Source organism: Halopiger goleimassiliensis (assembly GCF_000455345.1).
Taxonomy (GTDB): domain Archaea; phylum Halobacteriota; class Halobacteria; order Halobacteriales; family Natrialbaceae; genus Halopiger_A; species Halopiger_A goleimassiliensis.
Genome location: NZ_HG315691.1, coordinates 265,308 through 287,290 on the forward strand (window position 1 = coordinate 265,308; position 21,983 = coordinate 287,290).

The following is a 21,983-nucleotide window of genomic DNA, read 5'->3' on the forward strand; positions in this document are numbered from 1 at the left end:
GTCAGTCGCCTCCGAGGAACGGGAGCAGGTCGGTCACGAACCCGACAGCGCCCAGGACAACGAGTCCGATCAACCCGAGTCCAAGGTACTGTACGCCGTCTCCGATACCTTCGAGTGGGTTCCCCGGGAGCGACCAGTTACTCTCTTGGGAGTCCTCGTACTCTTCGATCATCTCCTCGTAGCGGTCCTGCATTTCCTCCCATTCCTCCTCGGTGATGTAATTCTGGTCGTCGTGTGGGTCCTGCTCCGGCTCAAAATCCGCCGACTCGTGTTCGTTCCCCTCCGAATCGGTGAACGTGACGATCTCGAAGGGTTCGGTCAGGTGGATCGTCTCGTACTGCGTCTCCGAGCTGGCTGCGTAGTAGTTGACCCGCTCGATGTCCGTGATCTTGTCATCGAGTTGATCGCCGATGTCGACCTCCCACTCTGACGGGGTGTCCGCGTCGTCCGGCTCGAAGTCAGATGCACTGACCGTCGCCACCTCTCCGGCAGTCGTGTGAATATCGTATTCGACTTGCTCGAAGGGCTCCTCTGTGAAGGAAACGTAGCCGCCGTCTACTCCCCGCTCGTCGTCGTAGGCCGTCCATTGGCCTTCCCCCTGCGAGATGTCGTAAGTGAGGTAGAATCCGGCGTCTTCCTCATCAGGATCGATTGTCTGGCCAGCCTCCAGCGTCATGTTCTCAGAGACCGCAAGCGACCCGTACAACGTAGCGTCGGATCCTGGCAGATAGATTTCCGCCTCGCGCTCGAGATTGACCGAGACGTTGAGAGCCATCAGATCCGCAATAGCCTGATTGACCTGCTCTTCGTCCGCGGTCATCTCGGCCAGTTCTCGGGGTGTCAGTAGGTCTCCGGTGTCCAGTTCGCCAGCCTGGACGTCTTCATACACCCCATCAACCCAGGTAATCAGGCCGTCACTCACGTCGTTATAGACCTGCAGGAGTTCTTCGTATACCTCCTGGTAAAGTGCCATCTCCAGGTGCCGGAAATTGTGACCGTCGTCATCCGGCGCTTTCACCAGAACGTACGGCTCGATATTCTCGTTGTAGTCGAAACAGGAGGCACTGGTTTGATAGTCTGCGTGCCAGGCTTCCTCAGGAACAGGGGAGAGACCTACGCCCTTACTATCGCCAGCCTCCCAATTTGGCCGGTACACGCCGAATTCTTCGCCGTTTGGAAGCTCAACCATGTCTTCCTCGAGCGTGAAGTCTTCAGGATCATCGGTCGTTCCGCCCTTATCCCCTGAACAACCACTGCCGTCAGCGTAGTCGTTATAGGGGGTACCGAAGACCTCGACGATCTCGAGGTCGGGGTGCTCGTGGATTCGTTCTTGGATTGTGTCGAACTCTTTGGCAGACTCATTCCAACTGCGGAGGAAGTTCCTGATAACAGTCGTACAGTACTCCGCATTCGCATTTAACGCAGCCTCCTGAACCTCGGATTGACTCTGTTGGTCATTGAGCGCCTCGATAGCCGCCAGCTTTCCTTCTCCATAGGCGGCGTCATCCATCGTCTGGATCAGGTTCTTCTGGTCGATGAACATCGACTCGTCGTTACTGAGGCGCTTCCGACAGGTCTCGTATACCTGATTATGCAGCGCGTCAGGGGTGAGCCCTTCCGGCGGGGCATCACTCCCAAGAACCTCGGAATCGCGAAGCATCCAGCCCGCCCGAAACGCTGCAACGCCGGCAGTCGCCCCGAGAGCGACAAGTGGGGGGATCGCCTGCGCCCGCCCGACGGGACTGTATCGCGGAGCGACCTGCGAACCGCCAGCCGCGATCGCGCCGACCGTCGCCGCGCCAGTCCCGACGCGACGGAGGTATTCGCGCCTCGAGCAGCCGTCGTCCGTGGGCTGTGGGCTACGCGACACGTCAGACCACCCCCACAGACATGGCGGCCGTCAGCCCGGTCGCGACGAGCGAAGCGGTGACGACGTAGCCGACGATCACGCGACTGTACCACTCTCCGGTTCCGTCGAAAATTGGTGTCTCGAACATGAGTTCCTCCGATTTACTTGTACGCGAGTACCCAGAATCCGGCCGCGTTCAACACCACCATGAACGTGCCAACCCACCAGAACTGAGTCACAGTCTCGTTGACCGCCGGAACCAGCGCGATCAGGATGTTCAGGATCACCATCAGCAGCACCGTCACCGACTCGAGATCGTTCAGATCGTCCCAGCTCGTGATCCCGTTCGAGATCCACGCGACGAAAATCGTCGTCATCGTGATGACGAACGCCCAGGTAATTTCCGATCCGTAGGCGCTGTAGATCGCGTCATTGAACGACCAGTCGAACGGGAACGTGCCTGTCTCGAGCACGAACAGGCCGGTCATGGAGATGGTCGCGAGAACGAACAGCGGCGCGAGCACGCTGTCGATCACGTCGATACCGTCTTCTCGGTTGAGGGCTCCCGCCCCCGGAAGTGAACTCGTTGCCATACTGCAACGCCCGAGCGCTCAATCTACCCCGCCTAAAATGTCAGTGAAACCTAGGTTCACCAACCTTATTACGAAGTAGGTTGCCCCCCGGATCATGGCACTGAATAAACTACGACAGTTGGATGGTGACTCGGCCGGAATCACCCTCCCGAAAGGCGACCTCCAGGTCGAAGGGCTTGTTGACGACGACGGGACCGTCGCCGGCGAGCACTACTTTCACATCCGCCACGTCGACGACGGAGAATGGCGGCTCGAGCTTGTTGACGGGATCGAACCATAAGAGAATCCGCTATAGCCGATTCTTCGGATTCGACATACACAATAAGTGCTCGCCTACAACGATCGTCAGTTGATTGCGACAGCCTATTTGGCAGCCTCAAACGGGAATTGTTCGGGTGATACCTTTTCCCTCATTTTCTTGAGTCTGTGATGCCGTGTCCCAGAAGTCTCTTTAAGCAATTCCCGATCAGGCCAAGTGTGGATTTCTATATTATCAAACTGTGCCGCAACATCCAGAACTAAATCAATATGCTCGATTGCATATTCCACCCACTGGTCACGTTTCTGTATATTCTGTAGCTCTTCAGCCATGTCCTCGTATCCAATCTCGCGGGCTGCATCAAGACACATTTTGAAATTGGCACCACGTGGGTTCATTGGCTCGTGAAAGACTACATCTGGATCAATAGCTGCAAACCAGCTGAGCGCTTCGCGAATCTCATCTCTATCCATTGTCGGATATGTCGGCGAAAAAGAAACAAAGCGAGGAACTCCTGCTTGGAATAGCTTATCAAGCGCTTCCCAACGCGCCTGCGGTGGGGGTGCATTAGGCTCCATTGCTTTAACGAGTGAGGTGTCGAATGAGGGTATTGAGCAGCCTACCGCGATTTTTTCACCTGCTCTTTGGAAGAGGTCAATGTCTCGGACAACATTCGGACTTCGAGTTAAGATACGTACAGGGACTCCATGAGTGATGAGTTCTTGAACACACCCCCGCGTAATCTGTGCTGCACGACGATCCTGATAGCAGTCGGTACCGCTAGATAGCATTACAACACCACGACCGCGGCGTGTCTTTTTCCAGTCGCTGAAATCTGTTTGTTGCAACCCATCATGAACCCGTTCAGGGAGATCGTCACGATATAGTAGGTAGGTTCCCCAATCTTCCTGTGGGTTGTTTACGTCCGCTTGTTCTGCCAGCATTTCCTCTCGATTATCGATTGCCGGTGTACTCGGGACGTAACAGAACTTACAACCGTGCCGACAACCTGTTGCAACATTTATTACATAATCACAGAGACTCTTTTTGTGGAGTTTTGATTCACTCAGGACAGACTTTGTCGGATCAGCATTGATTTGTAGTCCCCCCTGTTGCTCTTCCGCCTTGCCCATCGCACATTCCCAGCAAACAATATGGCCGTCAAGACGAGCTGAAAAACGATCGTTGATCTGGTTTCCACATTCGTAACAGACGAGTCCTTGCTGCCAGAGATTGATTCGCTCGCCGTACCGACGTTCGGCTTCACGAAGTTCGTTGAGGGTCGGGTGTTTTCCAAAGTCCTCTATAATGCGCCCTTCGTCGTCAACGATACGGACGAATCGGTCATACCATCCCCCGTCCGGATCGCGCTCAGTCTGAAGGTGCATCAGCTTCCACTATTTGAAAAAGTGTTTCTCAGCCTATTAAAGGCAAGTCGAGAGCATGGTGAAAGTGAAAGTGGAAATTGGGGTAGCGGAGTAAACTGCATGACGAGATCATAACCCATTAGTACCCGTTAATAAGCCAACGCATTTGTGTATGGGACAACAGAACTAGAACAAAATAATCCATGTCGAATCCGCATGAGGAAGTACGCACTAGCGAGGATCCAACAAAAGCAATCCTCAGCGAATCAGGCCTCAATAGTAAACATCTGTGTGATTATGTTGTGAATGTTGCCACTGGATGCCGACATGGCTGTAAGTTTTGCTACGTCCCATCTACTCCGAATATTCGGGCCAGACCAGATATGCTCAAAAATAAAGTAGGCGTGAATAACACTCAAAAGGAGTGGGGTAAGTATGTTCTCTATCGAACAGGCCTTGGTGATCGATTGGATGAACACTTAGAAAATAAGCGAACTTGGCGAGAAACTCGGCGTGGACAGGGTGTTGTTGGAGTTTCTTTCTCAACAGACTGTTATATGGATGGTAAAGCAGGAGAGATAACACGGAATGTTGTCGAAACTCTCTCTAAACATGAAAAGTACACTCGCGTGTTAACTCGCAACCCGATTTTGGCTTTGCAGGATATTGACGTGTTTGAGGAAGCGGGAGAATATGTTACTATTGGATCTTCAATTCCAAGCATGAAATCCGATGAGGTAGGGGCCATTGAGCCTAACGCCCCAGCACCAGAACACCGCCTTAGAGGACTCAAGGAATTCGATAAACACGGTGTGCAAACGTTTGTTAGTATGAGTCCTACCTATCCTACTCAAAGCAAATCTGATCTAAGATCACAATTAGAAAGGATCGCAGAATGCAATCCTGCTGTAGTTTTCCATGAACCAATTAATCCTCGTGGTGGAAATTTCGAAATGACAGTACAAGCTGCACGAGATGCGGGTGAAGATGAACTGGTGACTGAACTAAAGCGTCTCTCCGATCGTGACAACTGGGTCGAATATGCTACAAAACATCTTAGATGGGTCCACGAAATAGGTACTGAACTAGGTTTGCCTATTCATCTATGGCCAGACAAGCAGTTAATAAAACATGTGTCGGAAGAGGAAGCAGTTTGGTTACAGTCTTGGCGTGATCGACAATCACCGGAAGAGTTTGCTGAGCGGGAGATGCCTAGTAATACCGTTCCGTCCTATCCAGTCGAGTCCGACTAAGTAGAGACTTCATTGTTAAAAATCATCTAAGCTTGTCTGATTTTCGTCTCTTTCTGACCTTGTGTCTGGAATTTCATCATCAATATCCTCTGACGGAAGATATTGCTCGAAGGACGCTTGACCATCGTATAGAACATTAAGTATATTATCAACATCACCGGCATGTACATCTTCGATGAATTTTTTAACATAATCTACGACCTCGATATAGTCGTTTCCTCCTTCGATATTCCTAGTGGCGTAAATGAGATCGTATTCATAACTTCCAACATTAGCATCAACATTCGTTACTCGTTGTACCGGTCGACCATTTTGTGCTAAACAGTCAGCATACAGTTGCTTCATTACTGGTCGAATATCACTGTCTGGAAGATCTTGTTCATTCAAATCAACACAATAGAAATCGTTCAACTCTTGAGGAACAGGATCCATTGTAGCATTGCGACCAATTGCAGAGGCTGTAGGGAGATTGATTAAGAGATCACCCCATGGCTTTGGAGTTAATGCCTCAATTGCCTCCCATTTGACATTAAGCTCCTGGTTGTCGATAAAGCAATAGTAATTGAAGCCGTTATTACTTTCTTCCCATATCTCTCCTACGACATTAGTGATTTCATCGTTTGCGTCTCCTCTAATCACCTCCCAATCTTCGGGTTCCTGAACATCACTATGTGTGGAAAAGACATATTCCATCCGAGTTTCCAAAGCATCTGCTTTTTCTTGATCATATTCTATAAAATACATCTTCTTGAAGGGTTCTTGAGCAACCTTTGCAGCGATTATTGGCGACCCTAAGAAGCAAGATTCTGTGTCACCATATGTGGAGACCCCTGATCCAGCGAGTGCGTCGATGTAGTAGAGATCATTGAAGTAGCTATTATTTTCTAAAACTGTAGTATACATATTAACTGCAGCAGAGTGTAGGATTAGCTTCAGAGCCGACCAACTATCAAAATCGTTCGTTATTGGTGATTGATCCCTAATCTCTTCTGAATTTTCCGTAAGTGATTGGATTCGTTTCTTAATGTATTCCGACGAGTCCATTATGATTCTCCTATGACATTCTGATGGTTATTACTTACTATAAATATTGGGCATGGAAGTACAACTAGTCTTTTGAATTTTCAAGATTAGCAGCATCAAGTTCACCAGCAAGATATGAATGACCTAGATCGGTGATCTGATATCGTCCATCGTCGATCTTACTCACCAGACCCTTCTCGACAAAGACTCTTAATCGATTGGACACATGTGGACGTGTCAAATCGAGGTTATATGCGATCACTGCTGGAGATTGTACTACTAAGATATCCGGATCTGCTAATGCCTCCAAAATCCGGTAATCCTCACGTGACATCCAATTCGGCCGTTCTCGAATCGACACACTTGATCACCGATACACTTGAGCGAGATATTATTGTCATCATTTGGTTACTGTACCGTAACTGCAGATAACGGAACCGTAATTAGATTTAAGTGGCACACGTTCTACAAAAGGAACAACGGAAGCCAGACGGACCCGCCGGTACCCGGTCGGGTCCATGTGAAAACGCGGACCCGGTGTTAGGGGCACCGGCCCGCTGGCTTCCGTAGGTGAGGTACGGAAGCATGCAAAGACGGAACCTGCGGGGAGAAAAAGGTCCCCGTTCGATCGTATCGATCGGCCTGCGGCCCACTGCCCACGGCCTCGAGCAACGGTATCGGAACTACCTTCGGAAATCGAAAATCGATTGCGAGAGCATCGCTATCTGTGACAGTCACCGGAAGCTACTGGTATCGGAAATATCGGAAGTGACGCGACTGAGACTAAGAGGGAGCAATAACAACCGACCTGTTAGCCGACGGACACCAACCGCGCGCGCCACAGGCTCCTACACAGGGGCGCGCACGGTGAGTCCGCGGTCCCACAAGCGTGAGACCATGCCCAGAAAGACACGCAACCACGGTAAGAGTACCGGATACTGTAATCAGAGTGAGACGCACCCGGCGACAGTCGACGGCTTCGGCCCCGCCGACATCAGCAGCTGCGACACGCCCACCTGCGACGGTGACGCCGCGGTGATCACGCCGGAGGGGTACGTCTGCGACTCCTGCGCCGACAAGATCGCCGCCGCCTACGAACAGGCTCGTGACCGCGATCTCGAGACCGATCCCAAACGATGACGGACCGGTCACGAGATCCAGGTTCGCTTTCACCCCGGCGAGCCGTCGAGCGGTACTTGCGCCGACGACGGTCTGACTCGACGGACTCGAGCGTTCAAGCGTGGAAGTACCGCCTGAAGCTGTTCGTCGAGTGGGCGGAAGGGATCGGCATCGAGCGAGTCGAGCAAATTCGCGGCTACGACCTCGACGAGTACTTCGAACTACGAAGTTCGGAGATCGCACCCGCGACGCTCGAGGGCGAGATGTGGACGCTCAAGAAGTTCGTCGAGTACCTCGAGCAGCTGGGCGCTGTCGACGATGGGCTCGCCGAGTCGGTCCGTATCCCGGACCTCGACAAAGAGGATCGGACCGATGATGTGACCTACGCGGCCACCGAAGCTCTGCCACAGCTCCAGTTCTACCGTAACTCCAGGGGCTACCGGGCGACTCGCGAACACGTGTTTCTCGAACTCGCCTGGTACACCGGGGCTCGGCAGGGTGGGCTTCGGGCACTCGACGTTCGCGACGTCGACCTCGAGCGCAACTACGTCGAGTTTCATCACCGACCGGAGACGGACACCCCGCTGAAGAACAAACAGCGCGGTGAGCGACCGGTAGCGATCCCGCCAGTCGTGGGCAACGTTATCGGTGAGTACATCGACGATCACCGGTACGACGTCCGCGACGATCACGGCCGCCAGCCGTTGCTCGCGAGCGCTCGAGGCCGGCCGGGGACGAATACCCTACGGGTGTGGTCGTACCTCGCCACACAGCCGTGTCGCCGGATTTCCTGCCCGCACGGGAAGGTTCGCGAGCGGTGCAAGTGGACCGAGTACGCTCACGCGAGCAAGTGTCCCTCGAGCCGCTCGCCGCACAAGATCCGTGCGGGGAGTATCACCTGGCAGTTGAACCGCGGAATCCCGCCGGAGGTCGTCGCTGACCGGGTGAACGCCACGCAGAAGGTGATCTACGATCACTACGACTGGGCGTCGGAGGAACAGCGGTGGCGTCGCTTCCGCGAGAACATGGAGCGACGTCGAGACCACCTCGAGAAGTTAGATTCAGCGAATTATGACAACTAACAGAAACACGGAGACGTATCGACAGCGAGCGGTTGGCGAGAGTAGTGTCAATTACGTTAGTTCAAAACTGCGCCGGCCCACTTTCTCCCGCATTTCACGACGACGAGCGAAGCGTGACGCGGTAGCGTCACGGCAACGCGAACGGCAAAGCCGTGAGCGGAGCGAGGAGTCCGTAATGCGGGAGAAATGGACCCAAGCAGATTCGAACATGCGAGTCGCAGCGCGCGAACGCAGTGAGCGCGACCGTCTCGCATCTGTTCGACATCTGCGCCGGCTGTGTACGCACTGTCCCCGCTCGAGCGACGAGCCCGCTGTTGCTAACGCAAGATATCCACTCGAGGTCGGTGGGACTCGAGACCGAGGTCAGGAGGAGAGCGATCAGTGGGGACTCGAGGACGAGGCTGGCCGTGGAACTCACGAGTCCGGCGACGAAGAACGGACGCCGAGACACTAGCCAGCCGAAGCGGGAGAATGACGGCCGAAGACGGTGACAGTGAGTTCCCGCAGCGCAACGATAGCTGTTTCCGTCACCTACCGGAGGCGATTACGGTTCGTGGCCGTCACGAACGGCCTCGACCCAGTCGGGCGTCTCGACAGTGGCCTCGCCGGGTTCGTACTCGAACGTGACCGCATGGCGTTCGGTTCCGCCCAGCAGGCGAGCAACGGCGTAGTGTGCGTAGGTTTCGGCCGGCGACGTTTGGTCCCAGGAGACGTTGGCTGACTGAACAGAATCGGTATCTGGATCGACCCGGACTTCACCCGAAGCATCGGTTATCCGAACGTGCTCGTAGAAGCGGTACCAGCCGTTTTGCGGTTCGTAAATCCGGTGTTCAGCCGACTCTTCAGTCTGTTCGTATGCGATCTTTTCGACGTACAAGAGGTTGCCCGACACCGTATCTGAACTTATCTCGAAAGAGGGGTCGTCATCCCGAACATACAACGTCGTATACTCGCCGTCTGTTGATTCGGCGAGCAGCGTCATGTTCGTATCGTCTTGGATAGACTCTCGGACGTATTCGAGGGTCTCTTCGTCGCTGATCTCGTTGAGAAAATATTTTGGTTTGTCAGGAGCGGCCTGAAACCTCTCTGATCGGCCGTTAGAACTCTTTGTGACGAAGTGGGTTGCACCCCCTTCGATCGTAACGACTTCGTGTGCAATCTCGATGTCGCCATCGATCATATACGCCACCTCGTGGGAGAACGTTTCAGCATCGGCAACCGAGAATCGTTCCTCAGACGGAGCACGAGACTGTGACTCGATCGTCGAAAACGGGTAGACGACCGACAGGATCATGCCGAAGCACACGAGCGCAAGGACGGCCATGATGAGGTAGGCTGTCCGGCCTTTCATGCAGCAGTTATTATAGTTGCATTATATAAAAACACCATATTGGATTGCTGCACTTGGAGAATCCGCTTACAGCGGTTCGTATTATTTCGCGAGGATCACAGTTACTAATAGAATAACGGAGGTTACACTCTCGAACCAAGCAACATCAAATATAAGAGAGAAAGTATACCTACGGTGCTTCACCAATGGGGAAACAACACATATATATTAAGACAATAGAAGTTGTTTAGGATTTAGGTTTCTCCTTCGACACTGAATTCGTCAGCCACGACGATATTGATACCGTCCCTGTCTTCGAGATCGTTCACTGGGTCATTGCTTGTATCGATGAACGATTCACTGTCATCCCAGCCTTGTGGATCCTCTCCAGTGTAGGCTATAACGGTGAAGTCACGATAGTCACCATCGTCAAGACCACTATCCAAGTCGTCGGAATAGGTAACGTCGATACTATTGCCAGACACACTGGTGGATTCAATCTGGTAACTAGAATCCAGGTCGTTCCAATTGTCCTGTGGGACAACAGCTATTCCGTCACCGTCAGTCATCGAATCTAGAGTAACGGTGACTTCGCTGGTTCCGTTTGCCTCGATGTCAACTGCGGCTTGTGGGTCAGGCTCAGACGGACCCATATCAAGAACAAAGGCAGCGATCACCGCAGCGAGGATAACAGTGATAGCCACCATTAGGATAACCCCGATAACAGGGCTCACCGCACGTTCCTCGTCTGATCCTACCAACTTCCGTGTCATTTGCTCACCATCAAACATCGTTAGCTGGAACCTTCGAAGCTGTCTTCGACTGAGATAGTAACTCCGTCGGTCTCAGCCAGGGCATCTATATCACTGGCGCTATCAATGTCACTGGATTCCAATTCTCCAGAAAAGCTCACTACGTGGAATGTGGAATCCGCTGCAGTTAGCTCATCGCCCAAGGAAGCACTGTCACCACTGACAGTAACTATCGCGTTGTTGGAAGTGGAACCCTCCTCAAAGACAGCAATTCCATCACCCTCATTGATTGACTCGAGCGTGACCGAGGCCTCATTCGTTCCCTCATCGTCGATCGAAATCGCAGCTGTTGGCTCTGGCTCGCTCGGACCCATGTCCAGTACGAACGCCGCGATGACGGCCGCGAGAATGACCGTAATCGCGACCATAAGGATGACCCCGATCACCGGGCTCACCGCACGTTCATCGTCCGATCCCACCAACTTCCGTGGTACCTGTTTTCCGTCGAACATGATTGTCAATCCCACCAGTAAACGGGCGGAAAGGTTTTGGCGGGTGGTATGATACCACCCACGTGCGAGGGGATTGGGGAACACCGTCCGTCCCCCCGCACGTCACCTTTCCCGGTGCCGTTTCTGGTGTTGAATCACCGTTGGAAACCACCCTATATATAACTAGTCGATAGTGTGTAGAATTCATGACTTTCAAGCGTTCAGTCGGTTTCAGTATTGAGAATTAGCGAGGGGTAGAAGGGTTACAGCACCCTCTTGAAGCGCCGCCGTCTGGCGATTCCCGGCCAAGACGGAACAGCGGGCAGCCGAGGCACTCTCGAGAATGGGAACCGATCGTGGACGCCCCGACCGGTCCCAGTGCCGAACGGGAGTTCGGCCGCGGCGATGGCCGGGTCGCAGCCGGCCGGGGAATCGGCCCCCCAGTAGCGGCCGGCGCAGACGGATTGCTGTACCGATGTACCGCCGCCGGATCGCGGGTACGGCGGAACTGACGGACGGGAACCCGTCTCGAACCACGCGTCCGCGTCGGCCGTACCGTTCCAGCGACCGACCGACGAACGCCCGCGTTACTCGTAGTGCTCCTCGAGGTACTCGACGATGTCGTCGCTCTCGTACAGCGCCGTCTCGCGAGCGGTGTCGACGAGATACGGAATCTGGTCCTGGCCGCCGAGTTCCCGTAGTTCCTCGACCGTCCGGGCGTTCGTCTCGTCGCCGCCGGCGTTCCCGGGGAGCCGGGGGTTGTGGATCACGTAGGAGAGGCCGAGTTCCGAGAGCTTCTCGCGGACCTTGGCGCAGTGCGGACAGTTTTCGGACTGGTAGAGCTCGAGCATGACGCCTGGAGCTACGTGTACCGCGGTGATAAACTGTGGTCCAGTAGCCGGTGTTGCCGGCGTTCGTGACGGCTACCGGTGGGAGATCACGAGTCGAGCGGTGCCGGGAGTCCGACCGATCGGGTCGAAAAAGCCGGGATACGGGGAGATCACAGCTGGATCGACCACTCGTAGTCGCAGTTCCGGCAGACGAACTCGGCGACGGGCTCGCCCGACGAGACGCGCTTGTCGACCAGCTCCCCCAGCCCATCGTCACAGTTCGGACATCGAGCCTGCATCCGGCAGGGACGCTAGTGAGAACTCACTGATCAGTCTACGCCCCAGTTGCTTTGGACCTGGAAGCAATCTCGAGCGGAGCCAGTCGAGGACGAGCCCGGAACGACCGTCCCAGGCGCGCTCAACTCCGCTCCTCGTCGATGCCGCTGAAGACGGTCCAGCCGGCCAACAGCACGAGGAGGAACGCGACCCCGATCCCGGCCTGCAGGGCCAGTTCCTCGATCCCCGACACTTCCGCCTGGACGAGGCCGATCGCCCAGCCACCGACGAGAACCGCGAACCCCGTCGCGACGATCACCATGATCAGGAGCCGATCCGTTGGAACGTTCATACCTGCGCTCGGTCTCGAGCGCGGGTAAGCCCGCTCCCTGACATAGCTACGCGGCAGGCCCCGCGACGGCAGGCCGAACGCGTTTCCGCGCGGACTCGGTAGCGGGAGTATGACCGACGACGACCGCCAACTCGGCGTGGATCTGGGCGACCTCGACGACGACCTCGCGAACGAGGAATTCCCGCTGGGTCACGAGGAACTGCTCGAGAACTACGGCGACGAGGAGATCGAGATGGAGGGCAACACGGCGACGCTCGAGGAGTTGATCGGCCCGCTGGGCGAGGACGAGTACCGGGACGTCGAGGAACTCGAGAACTCGATCATGAACATGGTGGGCGACGAGGCGATCGGGCGGAAGAACTACAGCGACCGGACGCCGCCGGCCGCGGGCGAACAGCGCCAGGACGAAGGCGCGCCGGACCAGGAAGGGCAGGAAGGACAGGAGTCGTTCTGAGCGGGAGTCGGACCCGGATCAGTCGTCGTTACCGGCGTCGGCCTCGACCTCGGTCCGGGCCTGTCGGCGCTGGGCGCGTTCGATGAACTCCTGCGGTAACTCGTCGATCTCGCCGGCCTGGACCCCCCAGAGGTGCGAGTAGAGCCCGTCGTTTTCCAGCAGTTCCTCGTGGGTGCCGCGTTCGACGATCTCGCCGTCCTCGAGGACGAGGATCTGGTCGGCGTCCTTGATCGTCGAGAGGCGGTGGGCGATGGCGAACGTCGTCCGGTTCTCCGTGAGGTCGTCGATCGACCGCTGGATGAGCATCTCGGTCTCGGTGTCGACGTCGCTGGTCGCCTCGTCCAATACGAGGATGTCGGGATCCTTGAGCACCGCGCGGGCGATGGCGACCCGCTGGCGTTGACCGCCCGAGAGTTTGACGCCGCGTTCGCCGACCATCGTGTCGTAGCCGTCGGGCAGGTTCTGGATGAAGTCGTGGGCCTCCGCGGCTTTGGCGGCTTCGACGATCTCCTCGCGATCGGCGTCGAACGTGCCGTAGGCGATGTTCTCCTCGACGGTACCGTAGAAGAGGAACGAGTCCTGGCCGACGTAGCCCATCGACCGGCGCAGGCTCGCGAGCGAGACCTCCCGGACGTCCTGGCCGTCGATCCGGATCGATCCCTGGTCGACGTCGTAGAGTCGTAAGAGGAGCTTCAGGACGGTCGACTTCCCCGCCCCGGTCGGTCCGACGAGCGCGACCGTGTCGCCGCCGTCGACCTCGAACGAGACGTCGTCGATGATCCGTTCGTCGGGGTTGTTGTCGTAGCTGAAACTGACGTCCTCGTACTCGACGCGGCCCTCGCGGACCTCGAGGGCCTCAGCCTCGTCGTCGCGTTCGATCCGACCCTGTTCGTCCATCAGGCCGAAGATGCGCTCGCTCGAGGCCTCCGCGCGCTGGTACATGTTGATGACCTGACCGAACTGGGCCATCGGCCAGACGAGTTGCTGGGTGTACATGATGAAGGCCACGAAAGTCCCCGTCTGGAGCGTGCCCGTGAACGGACCGGGCGCAGTCCCCATGAGCACCCAGTAGCCGCCCACGAGGAACGTGAGGACGAACCCGATCCCCGAGATGACCTGCAGGCCGGGGAAGAACTTGATCCGCAGCCAGATGGCGTCCCAGTTCTTATCGTAGTAGTTCTTCGAGACGTCCTCGACGCGCTCGGACTCGTACTCCTCCGTGTTGGAGGATTTGATGACGTTGATCCCGCCGAGGTTGTTCTCGAGGCGGGAGTTGACCTTCCCGACCGACGAGCGGACGGCGGCGTACTTCGGCTGGATCTTCTTGACGAAGACGTAGGTGAAGATGGCGATCAGGGGGACGGGAGCCAGCGAGACCAGCGCCAGCTGCGGGTTGAGCCAGAACAGCAGGAACGTGATGCCGACGACCATCACGATCAGCCGCGTCGCGGAGTTCATCCCCTCGTTCAGGAAACGCTCGAGCTGGTTGACGTCGTTCGAGAGGACCGACATCATCTCGCCGGTCTGCTTGTTCGAGAAGAACTCCATGTCGAGTCGCTGCATCTTGTCGTAGGTCGCGGTGCGGACGTCGTGCTGGACGCTCTGGGAGAAGGCGTTGAACCCCCAGTTGCGCAGCCAGTGGAAGATCGAACCGAAGACGAACGAGCCCGCGATGGCGAGGACGACGAAGGCGAACTGTTCGGGCGGCGTGTTCGGGAGCCAGGACTCGGGCAGCACCACCAGCGGGACCTGTTCGGAGAACTCCTGCTCGCCGAACAGCGAGTCGATCGCGACCGCGAGCAACAGCGCCGGCAGCAGATCCAGCGCCCGCGCGAAGACGCTCGAGATCAGTCCAACCGTCACGGAGAACCAGTACGGACGCCCGTATTCGAAGAGCAACCGCCGCATCGGACTCTCGACGTGTTCCCGTTGCTCCTCGAACGGGTCGTCCTTGTCCCAGTCGACGCCCTCCATAGCCACGCACTCGGGCAGCGGGGGAAATAAGGGTTTGCTACGAATCGAAACGTTCCGGTTCTCGCTGGGTCGCGACCGGGGCTCACTGGTACTCGATCTCGAGTTCGTCGCCGACGTCGATGCCCGTCTCGTTGGCGTATCCCCGAGGCACCTCGAGGACGTACTTCGCTCGCCCCGTGTACTCGAGATCCGATCCGTCCTCACCCGGGCCGGGCGCGCGGGCGTGTTCGATAGCCGTGATCTCGCGGTCGCTACCGACGAAGACGATGTCGATGTCGAAACTCATTCCTCGCATGACGTAGGTCCGTTCGCCCTCGCTGCCGTGGACGAACAGCATCCCCTCGCCGTACGCGAGGGAGTCGTGCTCGCTCAGCCCGGTGTAGCGCTCCCCGATGGTGTCGGCGACCGCGGCGTCGATTACGGCGATCGGTTCGCCGTCCTCGAGAACCCGAATCTCCGCACGGTCTTCGGTCCAGGGAGCCGAGACGACGCCGAGTTCCACCAGCAGGAAGACGAAAAGCGCGGCGGCCGCAACGACCAGTCCCAGCCGAACGAGCCGCCCGGAATCCATGGACGAGCGTGCGCTACGAGAAAGTAAAGGTTATTCGGACGCGGGAACTTGGTGCGGATGCGGGCTCGTGGTCTAGCTGGTCATGACGCGGCCTTTACAAGGCCGAGGTCGGTGGTTCGAACCCGCCCGAGCCCATTTCTCTGGCGAACAACTCGTGAGCCAGAGAAATGTATGCGAGTGGCGGTTCGAACCAGACCAGTCGCAGCGGCCGAACGGAGTGAGGCCGACCGTCTGGGCGAGGTTCGAACCCACCCGAGCCACGGGAACGGGGCTCGAGCCCAACGCGCTGCCGACACGGCGCTCCTACCGACGAGTAACGCCGCATGAACGGCAGTCCTGCCGATGAGCGAGCGACCAGCCACGCTACGCGAGCGACAGGGATGCCGACTGGCAGGTTCCGAGGATGCTCGAGCGGAAAACGCAGGCCGATCGTCTACGATCGACGCGGAGGCACTCGGCGATCGGACCGACCCACTCGAGGAACCACCCCGAATCGACGACGCCGAGAATCGAGACGGTGACCGACGGTACGGATCACGGATCGTCGGTCGAGTGTATCTGACCAACGAAAGGAGCCACTAGTCCCCGGCCGACGGGTCGGTTCGGGAGTAGTTACTGCTTGAGTCGGGCGACGTTCTCGCGGATCTGGCTGAAGAAGCCGTCGCCGGTCTCCTCCTCGAGGGCCGCGTGCAGCGTGGAGTTTTCCGGCTCGTCCCGGATGACGACGCGGAGGTAGGGCTCGAGCTGATCGAAGTTGTCCCCGAGGATGACGGTGTGGTTGTCCTCGTCGTGGTCGACGACGCCAGCGTCCGCCAGCTTGGGAACGTGACACTGGACGGACGAGACGTAGACGCTCTTGTACTCGTTTTTCGCGACTTCGTCCGGCGGGACGTCGTGCTCCCAGCCGGCGACGCGTTCGGCGAGCGTCGACAGCTCGATCGGCTCTTCGCGCCCGCGCAATGCGTACAGCAGGTAGCGACGCCGGCGGTTGGCCAGCAACTCGAGGATCGTATCCGCCGAGAGTTCCTGCTCTCCTTGATCCGAGGTAAGTGCCTCCATAACACGATCTTACTCGCCGGAGCGGAAAAGGGTGTCTTGAATATCCGAAAACCCGACAGACGGCAGTCGGCCGAGATTACGGAGCTGTATCCTCGCCTTACCAGCGTGATGCTTGCTCGTGCAACTGGCGGCTCGTGACGACGCACCGACGCGATCGGATTCGAAATTCTTTTTTATACCATGGACGGAGGTGTAGGTGCGCCGCCTTAGCTCAGACTGGGAGAGCACTCGACTGAAGATCGAGCTGTCCCCGGTTCAAATCCGGGAGGCGGCATATTCTGAGACCGCAACCGCGAGCGTAGCGAGCGGTCCGTCGAAGAAACGACGCCGAGCGGATTTGAACCACGCGAAGACGAACGAAGTGAGTCTTCCTCCGGTTCAAATCCGGGAGGCAGCATCTGGTTTCTACGCGATTTATATCCGAGCGACGTTTCGTGCGTCGAGGTACATCTCCTTCACCTCTGCAGGCGAGAGGGGTTCGAGTTCGTTCTTCGTTATGGGGTTCACCGAGTGCCCATGAGCGTCTGTCGCGCTGTCCCGTCTCCGCGAGCGAAGCGAGCAGGTTCTCAGGCGTGGTTCACAATCCGGGAGGCGGTACTCCTACGAAATCAAGACCACGAGCCCAGCGAACTGTCAGTCGAGCGCTTCGACTGCCTCGGACGCAGTGAATTCCACGGCGTGAACGTCGGCGGTCTCGAACTGGAGCGTCTCGATCTCGCCGTCGACTACTTCGGGCAGTAGCTCATTGAATCGCCGGTACTCGTCCGACTCCGTGTGGGCTTCGGCCGCCTCTGGGTCTTCGTACTGTTCGAAGAACCGGATCAGGTTCGGATCGGTCAGGTCTCTCATCGCGTGGTACCGAACCGTCCCGTCTTCCCTCCGGGAGCGCTCGACGAGGTCATCGATGCGGTTCATCACTTCGTCCCCGCAGTCGGGGTTAAGGGGGATGGTCGTGTGAACAACGATCATACTTTCGTTTCAGCGAACGTACTGGTATACGTTTTGGGAACTCTCCGGAGTGTTCCGGCCCGGTTCAAATCCGGGAGACGGCATCGATTTTCTACTCGGCGACATTCGACGGACAACAACGCCTTACGGCGCTCATCTCGAGCAAATCCCGATTAGATTCGACCATGGTTCCACTCGGGCCCCGACGCAGTCGGGCGTGAGGGTCTCGGTTAGCCCGAAGACGTTCGCCCCGTAGTCGTCGGCCCCTCGAGACGATATCAACTCGTTCGCCATCTGCCGAGCCATGATGCGATCGAGAGTCCACGTCACCAGTATTCGCTCGGTAACTGATCTCCGATAAGAAAAGATATAACCACGAATACACTTTACGGAACCGATGCGATCCATCCGTGAGTGCTGGACTGTCATCGAAAACTGGCTGGCCACGAATCATTCTGACGGGCGTTCCGTTCTGTCACCTCCTGCAGCCGACGAGCAGATCGATGCTGTCGAGTCAACAGTTGGCGTCGATCTGCCGGACGCGTTCGTGAAATTCCTTCGGATTCACAACGGCCAGACCAGCGGTTCGAGACCGCTGCTGCGTCGATTTGGGCTCTGCTCGACAGAGAGCATCAGAGCCGAGTGGGAACGGATGACAGACCTACTTGAAGACGATGCGTTCACTGGGGAAGTCGACGATTTTCCCGACCGGTTCAAAAATCAGGATGCGGCTGTCAAAGACGTGTGGTGGCACGAATCGTGGGTGCCATTTGCCCAGGACCCGTCGGGCAATCTCCTGTGTCTCGATCTTGCGCCGGGTGCCGACGGGAACGAAGGACCGGTCATCGTCGTGTGGCACGACATGCCGGCACGGCCGGTACGCGGGCCGAGTTTCCACTCGTGGTTCGCGGAGTATGCGACCGCGATCGAAACCGATGAGCTAGTTTACTCCGAACAGACCAACTCGATGATGGCCGATCCGGAAGAGCTAGCTTCGCTTCCTCCCGAGCGTATCGAGAATCCCACCAGGGAGGATCTACAGCCCGTCTTCGAGCGCCACTACGAGCGATGTCCGCCGGACGGTAACCACGAGAGTGTACCCAACTGGGTCGTCGAAGTCTGTTTGGAGCGACAGGGGGAGGTGGGATCCCGGGTACAGTTTCAGTGGGGGTCGGTCACCATCAGGGAACTGGTCGAGGACGGTCAGCTCAGCCGCGCGAAAAACGTTTGTGAGGAGGAAGACCTAGCGATCGTCGAAGAGGGAGACGTGTTTATCACCGCAACGCAGCCGACAGTCGACGCCGAACCCGCCGCGGCAGTCACCAAACGCATTCTCTCGACGGTGTACGATAGTGAGGTGGCAGACATCGTCGAGATACGGGAACGGAAACTGTGATGCAACTGTCCCCTCACGGTAATTTAAAAGCGAAATCGACGTTCCAGCCACCGTTTGATTACAGGAAAACGGCTGAACATCGAACTCCTACTGGCACCAACTGCGAGAGACGGTGTACAGTTGATACCGTATAGTTAGTTTTTATTGTAATAGTATTGGAATGTTGTTGCATGAGTGAACACGGTGACAGCGCGGAGGGGTTGGACGAGTTGCTGGATACGGTCATGTCCCTTAAACGCCGGCAAAAGTACGACCAAGCGATCACAGTAGTGGACGAGATACTGGAAGCAGAGGGGAACCCAACCGCGATGAGCAACGAGTACGCCCTCCGTGGTGCTCTCAAGCAGGACGCCGGGAGGTACGAGGCAGCTATCGAGGATTTCGACGAGGCGATCGAGATCGATCCCGAGAACTGCCAGTTTCACTACCAGCGGGGGGTAGTGAACTGCGACCGTGGAGAGTACGAGGAAGCAGTCGAAGACTTCAGAGCGGCAGTCGACCTGGACCCGGAGGACGTAGGCCTCCAGCAGTCACTGGCGCAGACGAGGCTACTGACGGGGGCCTACGAAGAGGCCTTCGAGGACGCCACGGACGCACTCGAGAGCAGCGATGCGCCGGACGAGCGGGCGGTAAGTCTCCTGCTGACGCTCGCCGCTGGGATTGCACTCGACGAGCCGATCAGCGAGCGCGAAACGGAGTACCGAGAGCGCTGTGCAGGCGTGTTCGACGCCGGCTGGGATTTCAGCTACCTAGACGCCTGGCTCGCGGACGCCGACCTTCCCGAGGAGAAACGCGACAGGATTCGAGACCTGATCGACCACCTGCGATAGTACGACGACCGCCGGCAGTCGAGGACGAGGTACGGTCGAGACGATGCCACATGTTGGAGGCTGTAGCCGTTCGGTGGAATCGTTCGTCTTGGCAAGACTGTTGTCCTCCTCATACGGAACGCCGTACCGATGGATCGGTGCGGCCGGAATACGTCCGACAGTCGTGCCGGAACTGGCGTACAGCATTCCGATCGAACGCCACGAGAACCACGATCGAACGAAGTACACGTTCAATAGTCAAAACCGGTCGAGGGAGTGCTCAACTAGTCAGTTTCGAAACGTTAAATTTGGATAGATATGAACAAGTCTCGTCAGCATGTCGTCACCCGATCGCTGTGGGTACACGTGGCCCGAGGACCACGAGGTCGACGATACTCCCGACCGGCAGAGCTGTTGCTGGCGAGAGACCGTTTCAGCCTCGGCCGATCGATGTCTGTTACACGTCGATACGGACGTCGTCGAGAAGGATGCTGAGTCGATCGTCGAGTCGCTCCTCCCGACGGAGACTGGACGACTGGTACTGGACGGCGCGGATCTGTCTGGATTGGAGATCGGCTACCATACGCCTTCTACCGCGGAGCGGTCGGGGATCGGCTTCGGGAGTGGAAACCTATCATCGACGGACAACTTCGAATCAGCCGCTACCGAACAGTTTGTGGAACAGGTATTCACTGACCCGGACCGGGCCCAGGAGGCCCTCGAAACCCTCAACGACGAAGAGAGACATCCGTTCGAGCGTGCGTTATTCCGCGAGAGTGACCTGTCGGGGGCGAACTTCTGGCGGACCAGCCTCGCCGGTGCCAATCTTCGGGATGCCGACCTCTCGGAGGGAGAGTTCAACGGGACGGACTTCTCGGAAGGACACCTCGACGGAGCCGACTTCTCCGGCGCGACGATCGACGAGGCCGATTTCTCGAATGCCACGCTCGTCGCCGCCGACTTCTCGAGCGCGGAACTCGGTAGCGTCGACTTCACGAATGCGGACCTGAAGTACGCTGACTTCTCGAACGCGAGCCTCGAAAGTGCCGATCTCTCGAACGCGGATTTCAGGGATGCCGATTTCTCGGACACTTACTTCAGTTTCGTCGACGTCAACGGTGCGAACATCGGGTTTGCCGATTTGTCGAATACGACGTTCTGACGCGGCTCGCTTTCGGCGGAGATCCCCTCTCCAGCAGGCGGGAGACGTTGAAACAGCGTACGTCGTGGGTCGGCTCCGAAACGCGATCACAGTGCGAAACCGCTGGACGAGGCTCTGTTTTTCGTCGTCTGTCACCGGCTCCGTGACGACATCGCTGTAACCGAACAGCGAATCCGTATGGCGTCGAGCGCCGGGAAGTGACCTACCGTCACCGTGGGGAACGTCGTCGACCATCGTCAGCGAGTCTGCGGTCGAGAGGCGGTGTGAGGAACTGATGCCCATCAGTCGTTGACGGAACGGACCGGTGCATTCATTTCTGTCGATAGAGCAACTGGTCGCATGGGAGAGCTCTCGAGAGAGCTTCGATTGGCGGAACTCCGAGCCGCCGACGAACTCTCCGCGACGATTCTGGACGTCGAGAGCGTCCCCGGAGAGCACGGCGACGAAATCCGGGTCACCTACGAATTCGTCGACGAGGCCAGCGACGTTGGAATCGACACTGACGACGTCTACGCTGTCCCGACCGAATCGGACGCCTCGTACGACTTTGTGCGCCTCTGTCGATCCGTTCACGTTCCGCTCGAGAGTGCACACGAGGACCTCGTCGGTATGCAGGTGCCGATCACCTGGACTGGCGACGACTGGCGAATTCGACTGGACGACGAAGATGCCGGTGCCGGTAAGCGACGCGGCGTGCCACTGGGGGATGACGCAAAACTCAGCCCTTCGCTCGCGCTCGCGCTCGCCGTGACGTTTCCCGTCGTCGCTCCGCTGGTGTTCGTCCACCTCTGGCCCCGGTGGGGGGCTCCCCGGGCACTGTTCGGAACGCTGCTGACGCTTTTCGGTTGGGTTCTGGTTGCCTTGACGCTCCTCCAGTCCCAGTCGTACGGTCTGCTGTACGTCGGTTCTGCCGTACCCGCAGCCCGGGTCGTCGGGACGCCGGGACATCGGAGCGCTATCCCGTATCCGTCGTCGTTCGGGTCGCCTACGTCCGTTTCTCCGGATTAGTTCAAAAGATTGATTAGAAGAAACTG

At 57.3% G+C, this 21,983-nt stretch carries 25 protein-coding genes and 2 tRNA genes; 11 read left to right on the forward strand and 16 right to left on the reverse strand.

Going from position 1 to position 21,983, the window contains the following annotated elements:
- Position 1 precedes the first annotated feature (1 nt).
- Genes TX79_RS16125 through TX79_RS16130 form a run of 3 tightly spaced genes read right to left on the reverse strand, consistent with a single transcriptional unit; the run spans position 2 to position 2,442 of the window.
- Positions 2-1,870, reverse strand: a complete 1,869-nt coding sequence (locus TX79_RS16125) for a hypothetical protein (RefSeq protein WP_049928668.1) — start codon at positions 1,868-1,870, stop codon at positions 2-4.
- 1 nt (position 1,871) lies between these two features.
- Positions 1,872-1,997 carry a hypothetical protein gene (locus TX79_RS20035; protein WP_268257995.1) on the reverse strand — a complete coding sequence of 42 codons (126 nt, stop codon included), beginning with the start codon at positions 1,995-1,997 and terminating at the stop codon, positions 1,872-1,874.
- Positions 1,998-2,010: 13 nt separating this feature from the next.
- Positions 2,011-2,442 (reverse strand): hypothetical protein, encoded by a 432-nt coding sequence (locus tag TX79_RS16130; protein ID WP_049928669.1) that lies wholly within the window; start codon positions 2,440-2,442, stop codon positions 2,011-2,013.
- Between the two features lie 94 nt (positions 2,443-2,536).
- On the opposite strand from TX79_RS16130, the gene TX79_RS16135 reads away from it, so the two are divergent.
- Positions 2,537-2,722: a hypothetical protein gene (locus tag TX79_RS16135; protein WP_049928670.1), complete on the forward strand. Its 186-nt coding sequence runs from the start codon at positions 2,537-2,539 to the stop codon at positions 2,720-2,722.
- An 83-nt stretch (positions 2,723-2,805) separates the two neighbouring features.
- On the opposite strand, the gene TX79_RS19090 is transcribed toward TX79_RS16135, so the two are convergent.
- On the reverse strand, positions 2,806-4,089 hold the full coding sequence (locus TX79_RS19090) for an SPL family radical SAM protein (RefSeq protein ID WP_081655619.1): 1,284 nt from the start codon (positions 4,087-4,089) through the stop codon (positions 2,806-2,808).
- Positions 4,090-4,271: 182 nt separating this feature from the next.
- On the opposite strand from TX79_RS19090, the gene TX79_RS19095 reads away from it, so the two are divergent.
- Entirely contained in the window at positions 4,272-5,321 is a 1,050-nt protein-coding gene (locus TX79_RS19095; RefSeq protein ID WP_081655620.1) for an SPL family radical SAM protein, read from the forward strand.
- A gap of 15 nt (positions 5,322-5,336) precedes the next feature.
- Here the strand turns inward: TX79_RS19095 and tcmP are convergent, their stop codons facing one another.
- Positions 5,337-6,365, reverse strand: a complete 1,029-nt coding sequence (gene tcmP, locus TX79_RS19100) for a three-Cys-motif partner protein TcmP (protein ID WP_081655621.1) — start codon at positions 6,363-6,365, stop codon at positions 5,337-5,339.
- A gap of 876 nt (positions 6,366-7,241) precedes the next feature.
- Here tcmP and TX79_RS16140 point away from each other — a divergent pair.
- Together TX79_RS16140 and TX79_RS16145 are read left to right on the forward strand one after the other, a co-directional pair.
- Entirely contained in the window at positions 7,242-7,484 is a 243-nt protein-coding gene (locus TX79_RS16140) for a hypothetical protein (RefSeq protein WP_049928671.1), read from the forward strand.
- Positions 7,481-8,545, forward strand: a complete 1,065-nt coding sequence (locus TX79_RS16145) for a tyrosine-type recombinase/integrase (RefSeq protein ID WP_049928672.1) — start codon at positions 7,481-7,483, stop codon at positions 8,543-8,545. The genes TX79_RS16140 and TX79_RS16145 overlap by 4 nt, the downstream gene beginning before the upstream one ends.
- A gap of 544 nt (positions 8,546-9,089) precedes the next feature.
- On the opposite strand, the gene TX79_RS16150 is transcribed toward TX79_RS16145, so the two are convergent.
- The 6 genes from TX79_RS16150 to TX79_RS16170 form a co-directional block, all read right to left on the reverse strand.
- Entirely contained in the window at positions 9,090-9,896 is an 807-nt protein-coding gene (locus tag TX79_RS16150) for a hypothetical protein (protein ID WP_154660564.1), read from the reverse strand.
- A gap of 233 nt (positions 9,897-10,129) precedes the next feature.
- Positions 10,130-10,648, reverse strand: a complete 519-nt coding sequence (locus tag TX79_RS16155; protein ID WP_394324999.1) for a type IV pilin — start codon at positions 10,646-10,648, stop codon at positions 10,130-10,132.
- 20 nt (positions 10,649-10,668) lie between these two features.
- Positions 10,669-11,139: a type IV pilin gene (locus TX79_RS16160; protein ID WP_049928675.1), complete on the reverse strand. Its 471-nt coding sequence runs from the start codon at positions 11,137-11,139 to the stop codon at positions 10,669-10,671.
- A gap of 566 nt (positions 11,140-11,705) precedes the next feature.
- Entirely contained in the window at positions 11,706-11,969 is a 264-nt protein-coding gene (locus TX79_RS16165; protein WP_049928676.1) for a glutathione S-transferase N-terminal domain-containing protein, read from the reverse strand.
- Between the two features lie 149 nt (positions 11,970-12,118).
- Positions 12,119-12,247: a hypothetical protein gene (locus tag TX79_RS20040; RefSeq protein WP_268257996.1), complete on the reverse strand. Its 129-nt coding sequence runs from the start codon at positions 12,245-12,247 to the stop codon at positions 12,119-12,121.
- Between the two features lie 119 nt (positions 12,248-12,366).
- On the reverse strand, positions 12,367-12,576 hold the full coding sequence (locus TX79_RS16170) for a hypothetical protein (RefSeq protein WP_049928677.1): 210 nt from the start codon (positions 12,574-12,576) through the stop codon (positions 12,367-12,369).
- A 109-nt stretch (positions 12,577-12,685) separates the two neighbouring features.
- On the opposite strand from TX79_RS16170, the gene TX79_RS16175 reads away from it, so the two are divergent.
- Complete coding sequence (locus TX79_RS16175; RefSeq protein WP_049928678.1) at positions 12,686-13,030, forward strand: DUF5789 family protein; 345 nt, start codon at positions 12,686-12,688, stop codon at positions 13,028-13,030.
- An 18-nt stretch (positions 13,031-13,048) separates the two neighbouring features.
- On the opposite strand, the gene TX79_RS16180 is transcribed toward TX79_RS16175, so the two are convergent.
- Positions 13,049-15,004 carry an ABC transporter ATP-binding protein gene (locus tag TX79_RS16180; RefSeq protein ID WP_049928679.1) on the reverse strand — a complete coding sequence of 652 codons (1,956 nt, stop codon included), beginning with the start codon at positions 15,002-15,004 and terminating at the stop codon, positions 13,049-13,051.
- Between the two features lie 82 nt (positions 15,005-15,086).
- A complete protein-coding gene (locus tag TX79_RS16185) occupies positions 15,087-15,575 on the reverse strand; it encodes a DUF192 domain-containing protein (protein ID WP_049928680.1) in 489 nt (162 codons plus the stop codon).
- A 61-nt stretch (positions 15,576-15,636) separates the two neighbouring features.
- On the opposite strand from TX79_RS16185, the gene TX79_RS16190 reads away from it, so the two are divergent.
- A tRNA-Val gene (locus TX79_RS16190) sits at positions 15,637-15,710 on the forward strand.
- A gap of 477 nt (positions 15,711-16,187) precedes the next feature.
- Here TX79_RS16190 and TX79_RS16195 read toward each other — a convergent pair.
- Positions 16,188-16,634 carry a DUF7344 domain-containing protein gene (locus tag TX79_RS16195; RefSeq protein ID WP_049928681.1) on the reverse strand — a complete coding sequence of 149 codons (447 nt, stop codon included), beginning with the start codon at positions 16,632-16,634 and terminating at the stop codon, positions 16,188-16,190.
- 200 nt (positions 16,635-16,834) lie between these two features.
- On the opposite strand from TX79_RS16195, the gene TX79_RS16200 reads away from it, so the two are divergent.
- A tRNA-Phe gene (locus TX79_RS16200) sits at positions 16,835-16,908 on the forward strand.
- 359 nt (positions 16,909-17,267) lie between these two features.
- Here TX79_RS16200 and TX79_RS16205 read toward each other — a convergent pair.
- Positions 17,268-17,603, reverse strand: coding sequence for a putative quinol monooxygenase (locus TX79_RS16205; RefSeq protein WP_081655623.1), 336 nt, complete (start codon positions 17,601-17,603; stop codon positions 17,268-17,270).
- Between the two features lie 376 nt (positions 17,604-17,979).
- Between TX79_RS16205 and TX79_RS16210 the strand changes: the two genes are divergently transcribed.
- Both TX79_RS16210 and TX79_RS16215 read left to right on the forward strand, forming a co-directional pair.
- Positions 17,980-18,978 (forward strand): SMI1/KNR4 family protein, encoded by a 999-nt coding sequence (locus TX79_RS16210; protein ID WP_049928683.1) that lies wholly within the window; start codon positions 17,980-17,982, stop codon positions 18,976-18,978.
- Positions 18,979-19,148: 170 nt separating this feature from the next.
- Positions 19,149-19,808, forward strand: coding sequence for a tetratricopeptide repeat protein (locus tag TX79_RS16215; RefSeq protein ID WP_049928684.1), 660 nt, complete (start codon positions 19,149-19,151; stop codon positions 19,806-19,808).
- A gap of 436 nt (positions 19,809-20,244) precedes the next feature.
- On the opposite strand, the gene TX79_RS20045 is transcribed toward TX79_RS16215, so the two are convergent.
- A complete protein-coding gene (locus TX79_RS20045) occupies positions 20,245-20,370 on the reverse strand; it encodes a hypothetical protein (protein ID WP_268257997.1) in 126 nt (41 codons plus the stop codon).
- 93 nt (positions 20,371-20,463) lie between these two features.
- On the opposite strand from TX79_RS20045, the gene TX79_RS19750 reads away from it, so the two are divergent.
- Together TX79_RS19750 and TX79_RS16225 are read left to right on the forward strand one after the other, a co-directional pair.
- The gene (locus TX79_RS19750; RefSeq protein WP_195892525.1) at positions 20,464-20,949 is read left to right on the forward strand and encodes a pentapeptide repeat-containing protein; all 486 of its coding nucleotides are present in this window, start codon (positions 20,464-20,466) and stop codon (positions 20,947-20,949) included.
- Between the two features lie 339 nt (positions 20,950-21,288).
- Positions 21,289-21,957, forward strand: coding sequence for a hypothetical protein (locus tag TX79_RS16225; RefSeq protein WP_049928686.1), 669 nt, complete (start codon positions 21,289-21,291; stop codon positions 21,955-21,957).
- The last annotated feature ends 26 nt before the right edge of the window (positions 21,958-21,983 follow it).

Coding starts and splice junctions, on each gene's coding strand:
- TX79_RS20035 (WP_268257995.1), bottom strand. CDS start 1,997: ATGTTCGAGACACCAATTTTCGACGGAACCGGAGAGTGGTACAGTCGC.
- TX79_RS16130 (WP_049928669.1), bottom strand. CDS start 2,442: ATGGCAACGAGTTCACTTCCGGGGGCGGGAGCCCTCAACCGAGAAGAC.
- TX79_RS16135 (WP_049928670.1), top strand. CDS start 2,537: ATGGCACTGAATAAACTACGACAGTTGGATGGTGACTCGGCCGGAATC.
- TX79_RS19090 (WP_081655619.1), bottom strand. CDS start 4,089: ATGCACCTTCAGACTGAGCGCGATCCGGACGGGGGATGGTATGACCGA.
- TX79_RS19095 (WP_081655620.1), top strand. CDS start 4,272: ATGTCGAATCCGCATGAGGAAGTACGCACTAGCGAGGATCCAACAAAA.
- tcmP (WP_081655621.1), bottom strand. CDS start 6,365: ATGGACTCGTCGGAATACATTAAGAAACGAATCCAATCACTTACGGAA.
- TX79_RS16140 (WP_049928671.1), top strand. CDS start 7,242: ATGCCCAGAAAGACACGCAACCACGGTAAGAGTACCGGATACTGTAAT.
- TX79_RS16145 (WP_049928672.1), top strand. CDS start 7,481: ATGACGGACCGGTCACGAGATCCAGGTTCGCTTTCACCCCGGCGAGCC.
- TX79_RS16150 (WP_154660564.1), bottom strand. CDS start 9,896: ATGAAAGGCCGGACAGCCTACCTCATCATGGCCGTCCTTGCGCTCGTG.
- TX79_RS16155 (WP_394324999.1), bottom strand. CDS start 10,648: ATGACACGGAAGTTGGTAGGATCAGACGAGGAACGTGCGGTGAGCCCT.
- TX79_RS16160 (WP_049928675.1), bottom strand. CDS start 11,139: ATGTTCGACGGAAAACAGGTACCACGGAAGTTGGTGGGATCGGACGAT.
- TX79_RS16165 (WP_049928676.1), bottom strand. CDS start 11,969: ATGCTCGAGCTCTACCAGTCCGAAAACTGTCCGCACTGCGCCAAGGTC.
- TX79_RS20040 (WP_268257996.1), bottom strand. CDS start 12,247: ATGCAGGCTCGATGTCCGAACTGTGACGATGGGCTGGGGGAGCTGGTC.
- TX79_RS16170 (WP_049928677.1), bottom strand. CDS start 12,576: ATGAACGTTCCAACGGATCGGCTCCTGATCATGGTGATCGTCGCGACG.
- TX79_RS16175 (WP_049928678.1), top strand. CDS start 12,686: ATGACCGACGACGACCGCCAACTCGGCGTGGATCTGGGCGACCTCGAC.
- TX79_RS16180 (WP_049928679.1), bottom strand. CDS start 15,004: ATGGAGGGCGTCGACTGGGACAAGGACGACCCGTTCGAGGAGCAACGG.
- TX79_RS16185 (WP_049928680.1), bottom strand. CDS start 15,575: ATGGATTCCGGGCGGCTCGTTCGGCTGGGACTGGTCGTTGCGGCCGCC.
- TX79_RS16195 (WP_049928681.1), bottom strand. CDS start 16,634: ATGGAGGCACTTACCTCGGATCAAGGAGAGCAGGAACTCTCGGCGGAT.
- TX79_RS16205 (WP_081655623.1), bottom strand. CDS start 17,603: ATGATCGTTGTTCACACGACCATCCCCCTTAACCCCGACTGCGGGGAC.
- TX79_RS16210 (WP_049928683.1), top strand. CDS start 17,980: ATGCGATCCATCCGTGAGTGCTGGACTGTCATCGAAAACTGGCTGGCC.
- TX79_RS16215 (WP_049928684.1), top strand. CDS start 19,149: ATGAGTGAACACGGTGACAGCGCGGAGGGGTTGGACGAGTTGCTGGAT.
- TX79_RS20045 (WP_268257997.1), bottom strand. CDS start 20,370: ATGGTAGCCGATCTCCAATCCAGACAGATCCGCGCCGTCCAGTACCAG.
- TX79_RS16225 (WP_049928686.1), top strand. CDS start 21,289: ATGGGAGAGCTCTCGAGAGAGCTTCGATTGGCGGAACTCCGAGCCGCC.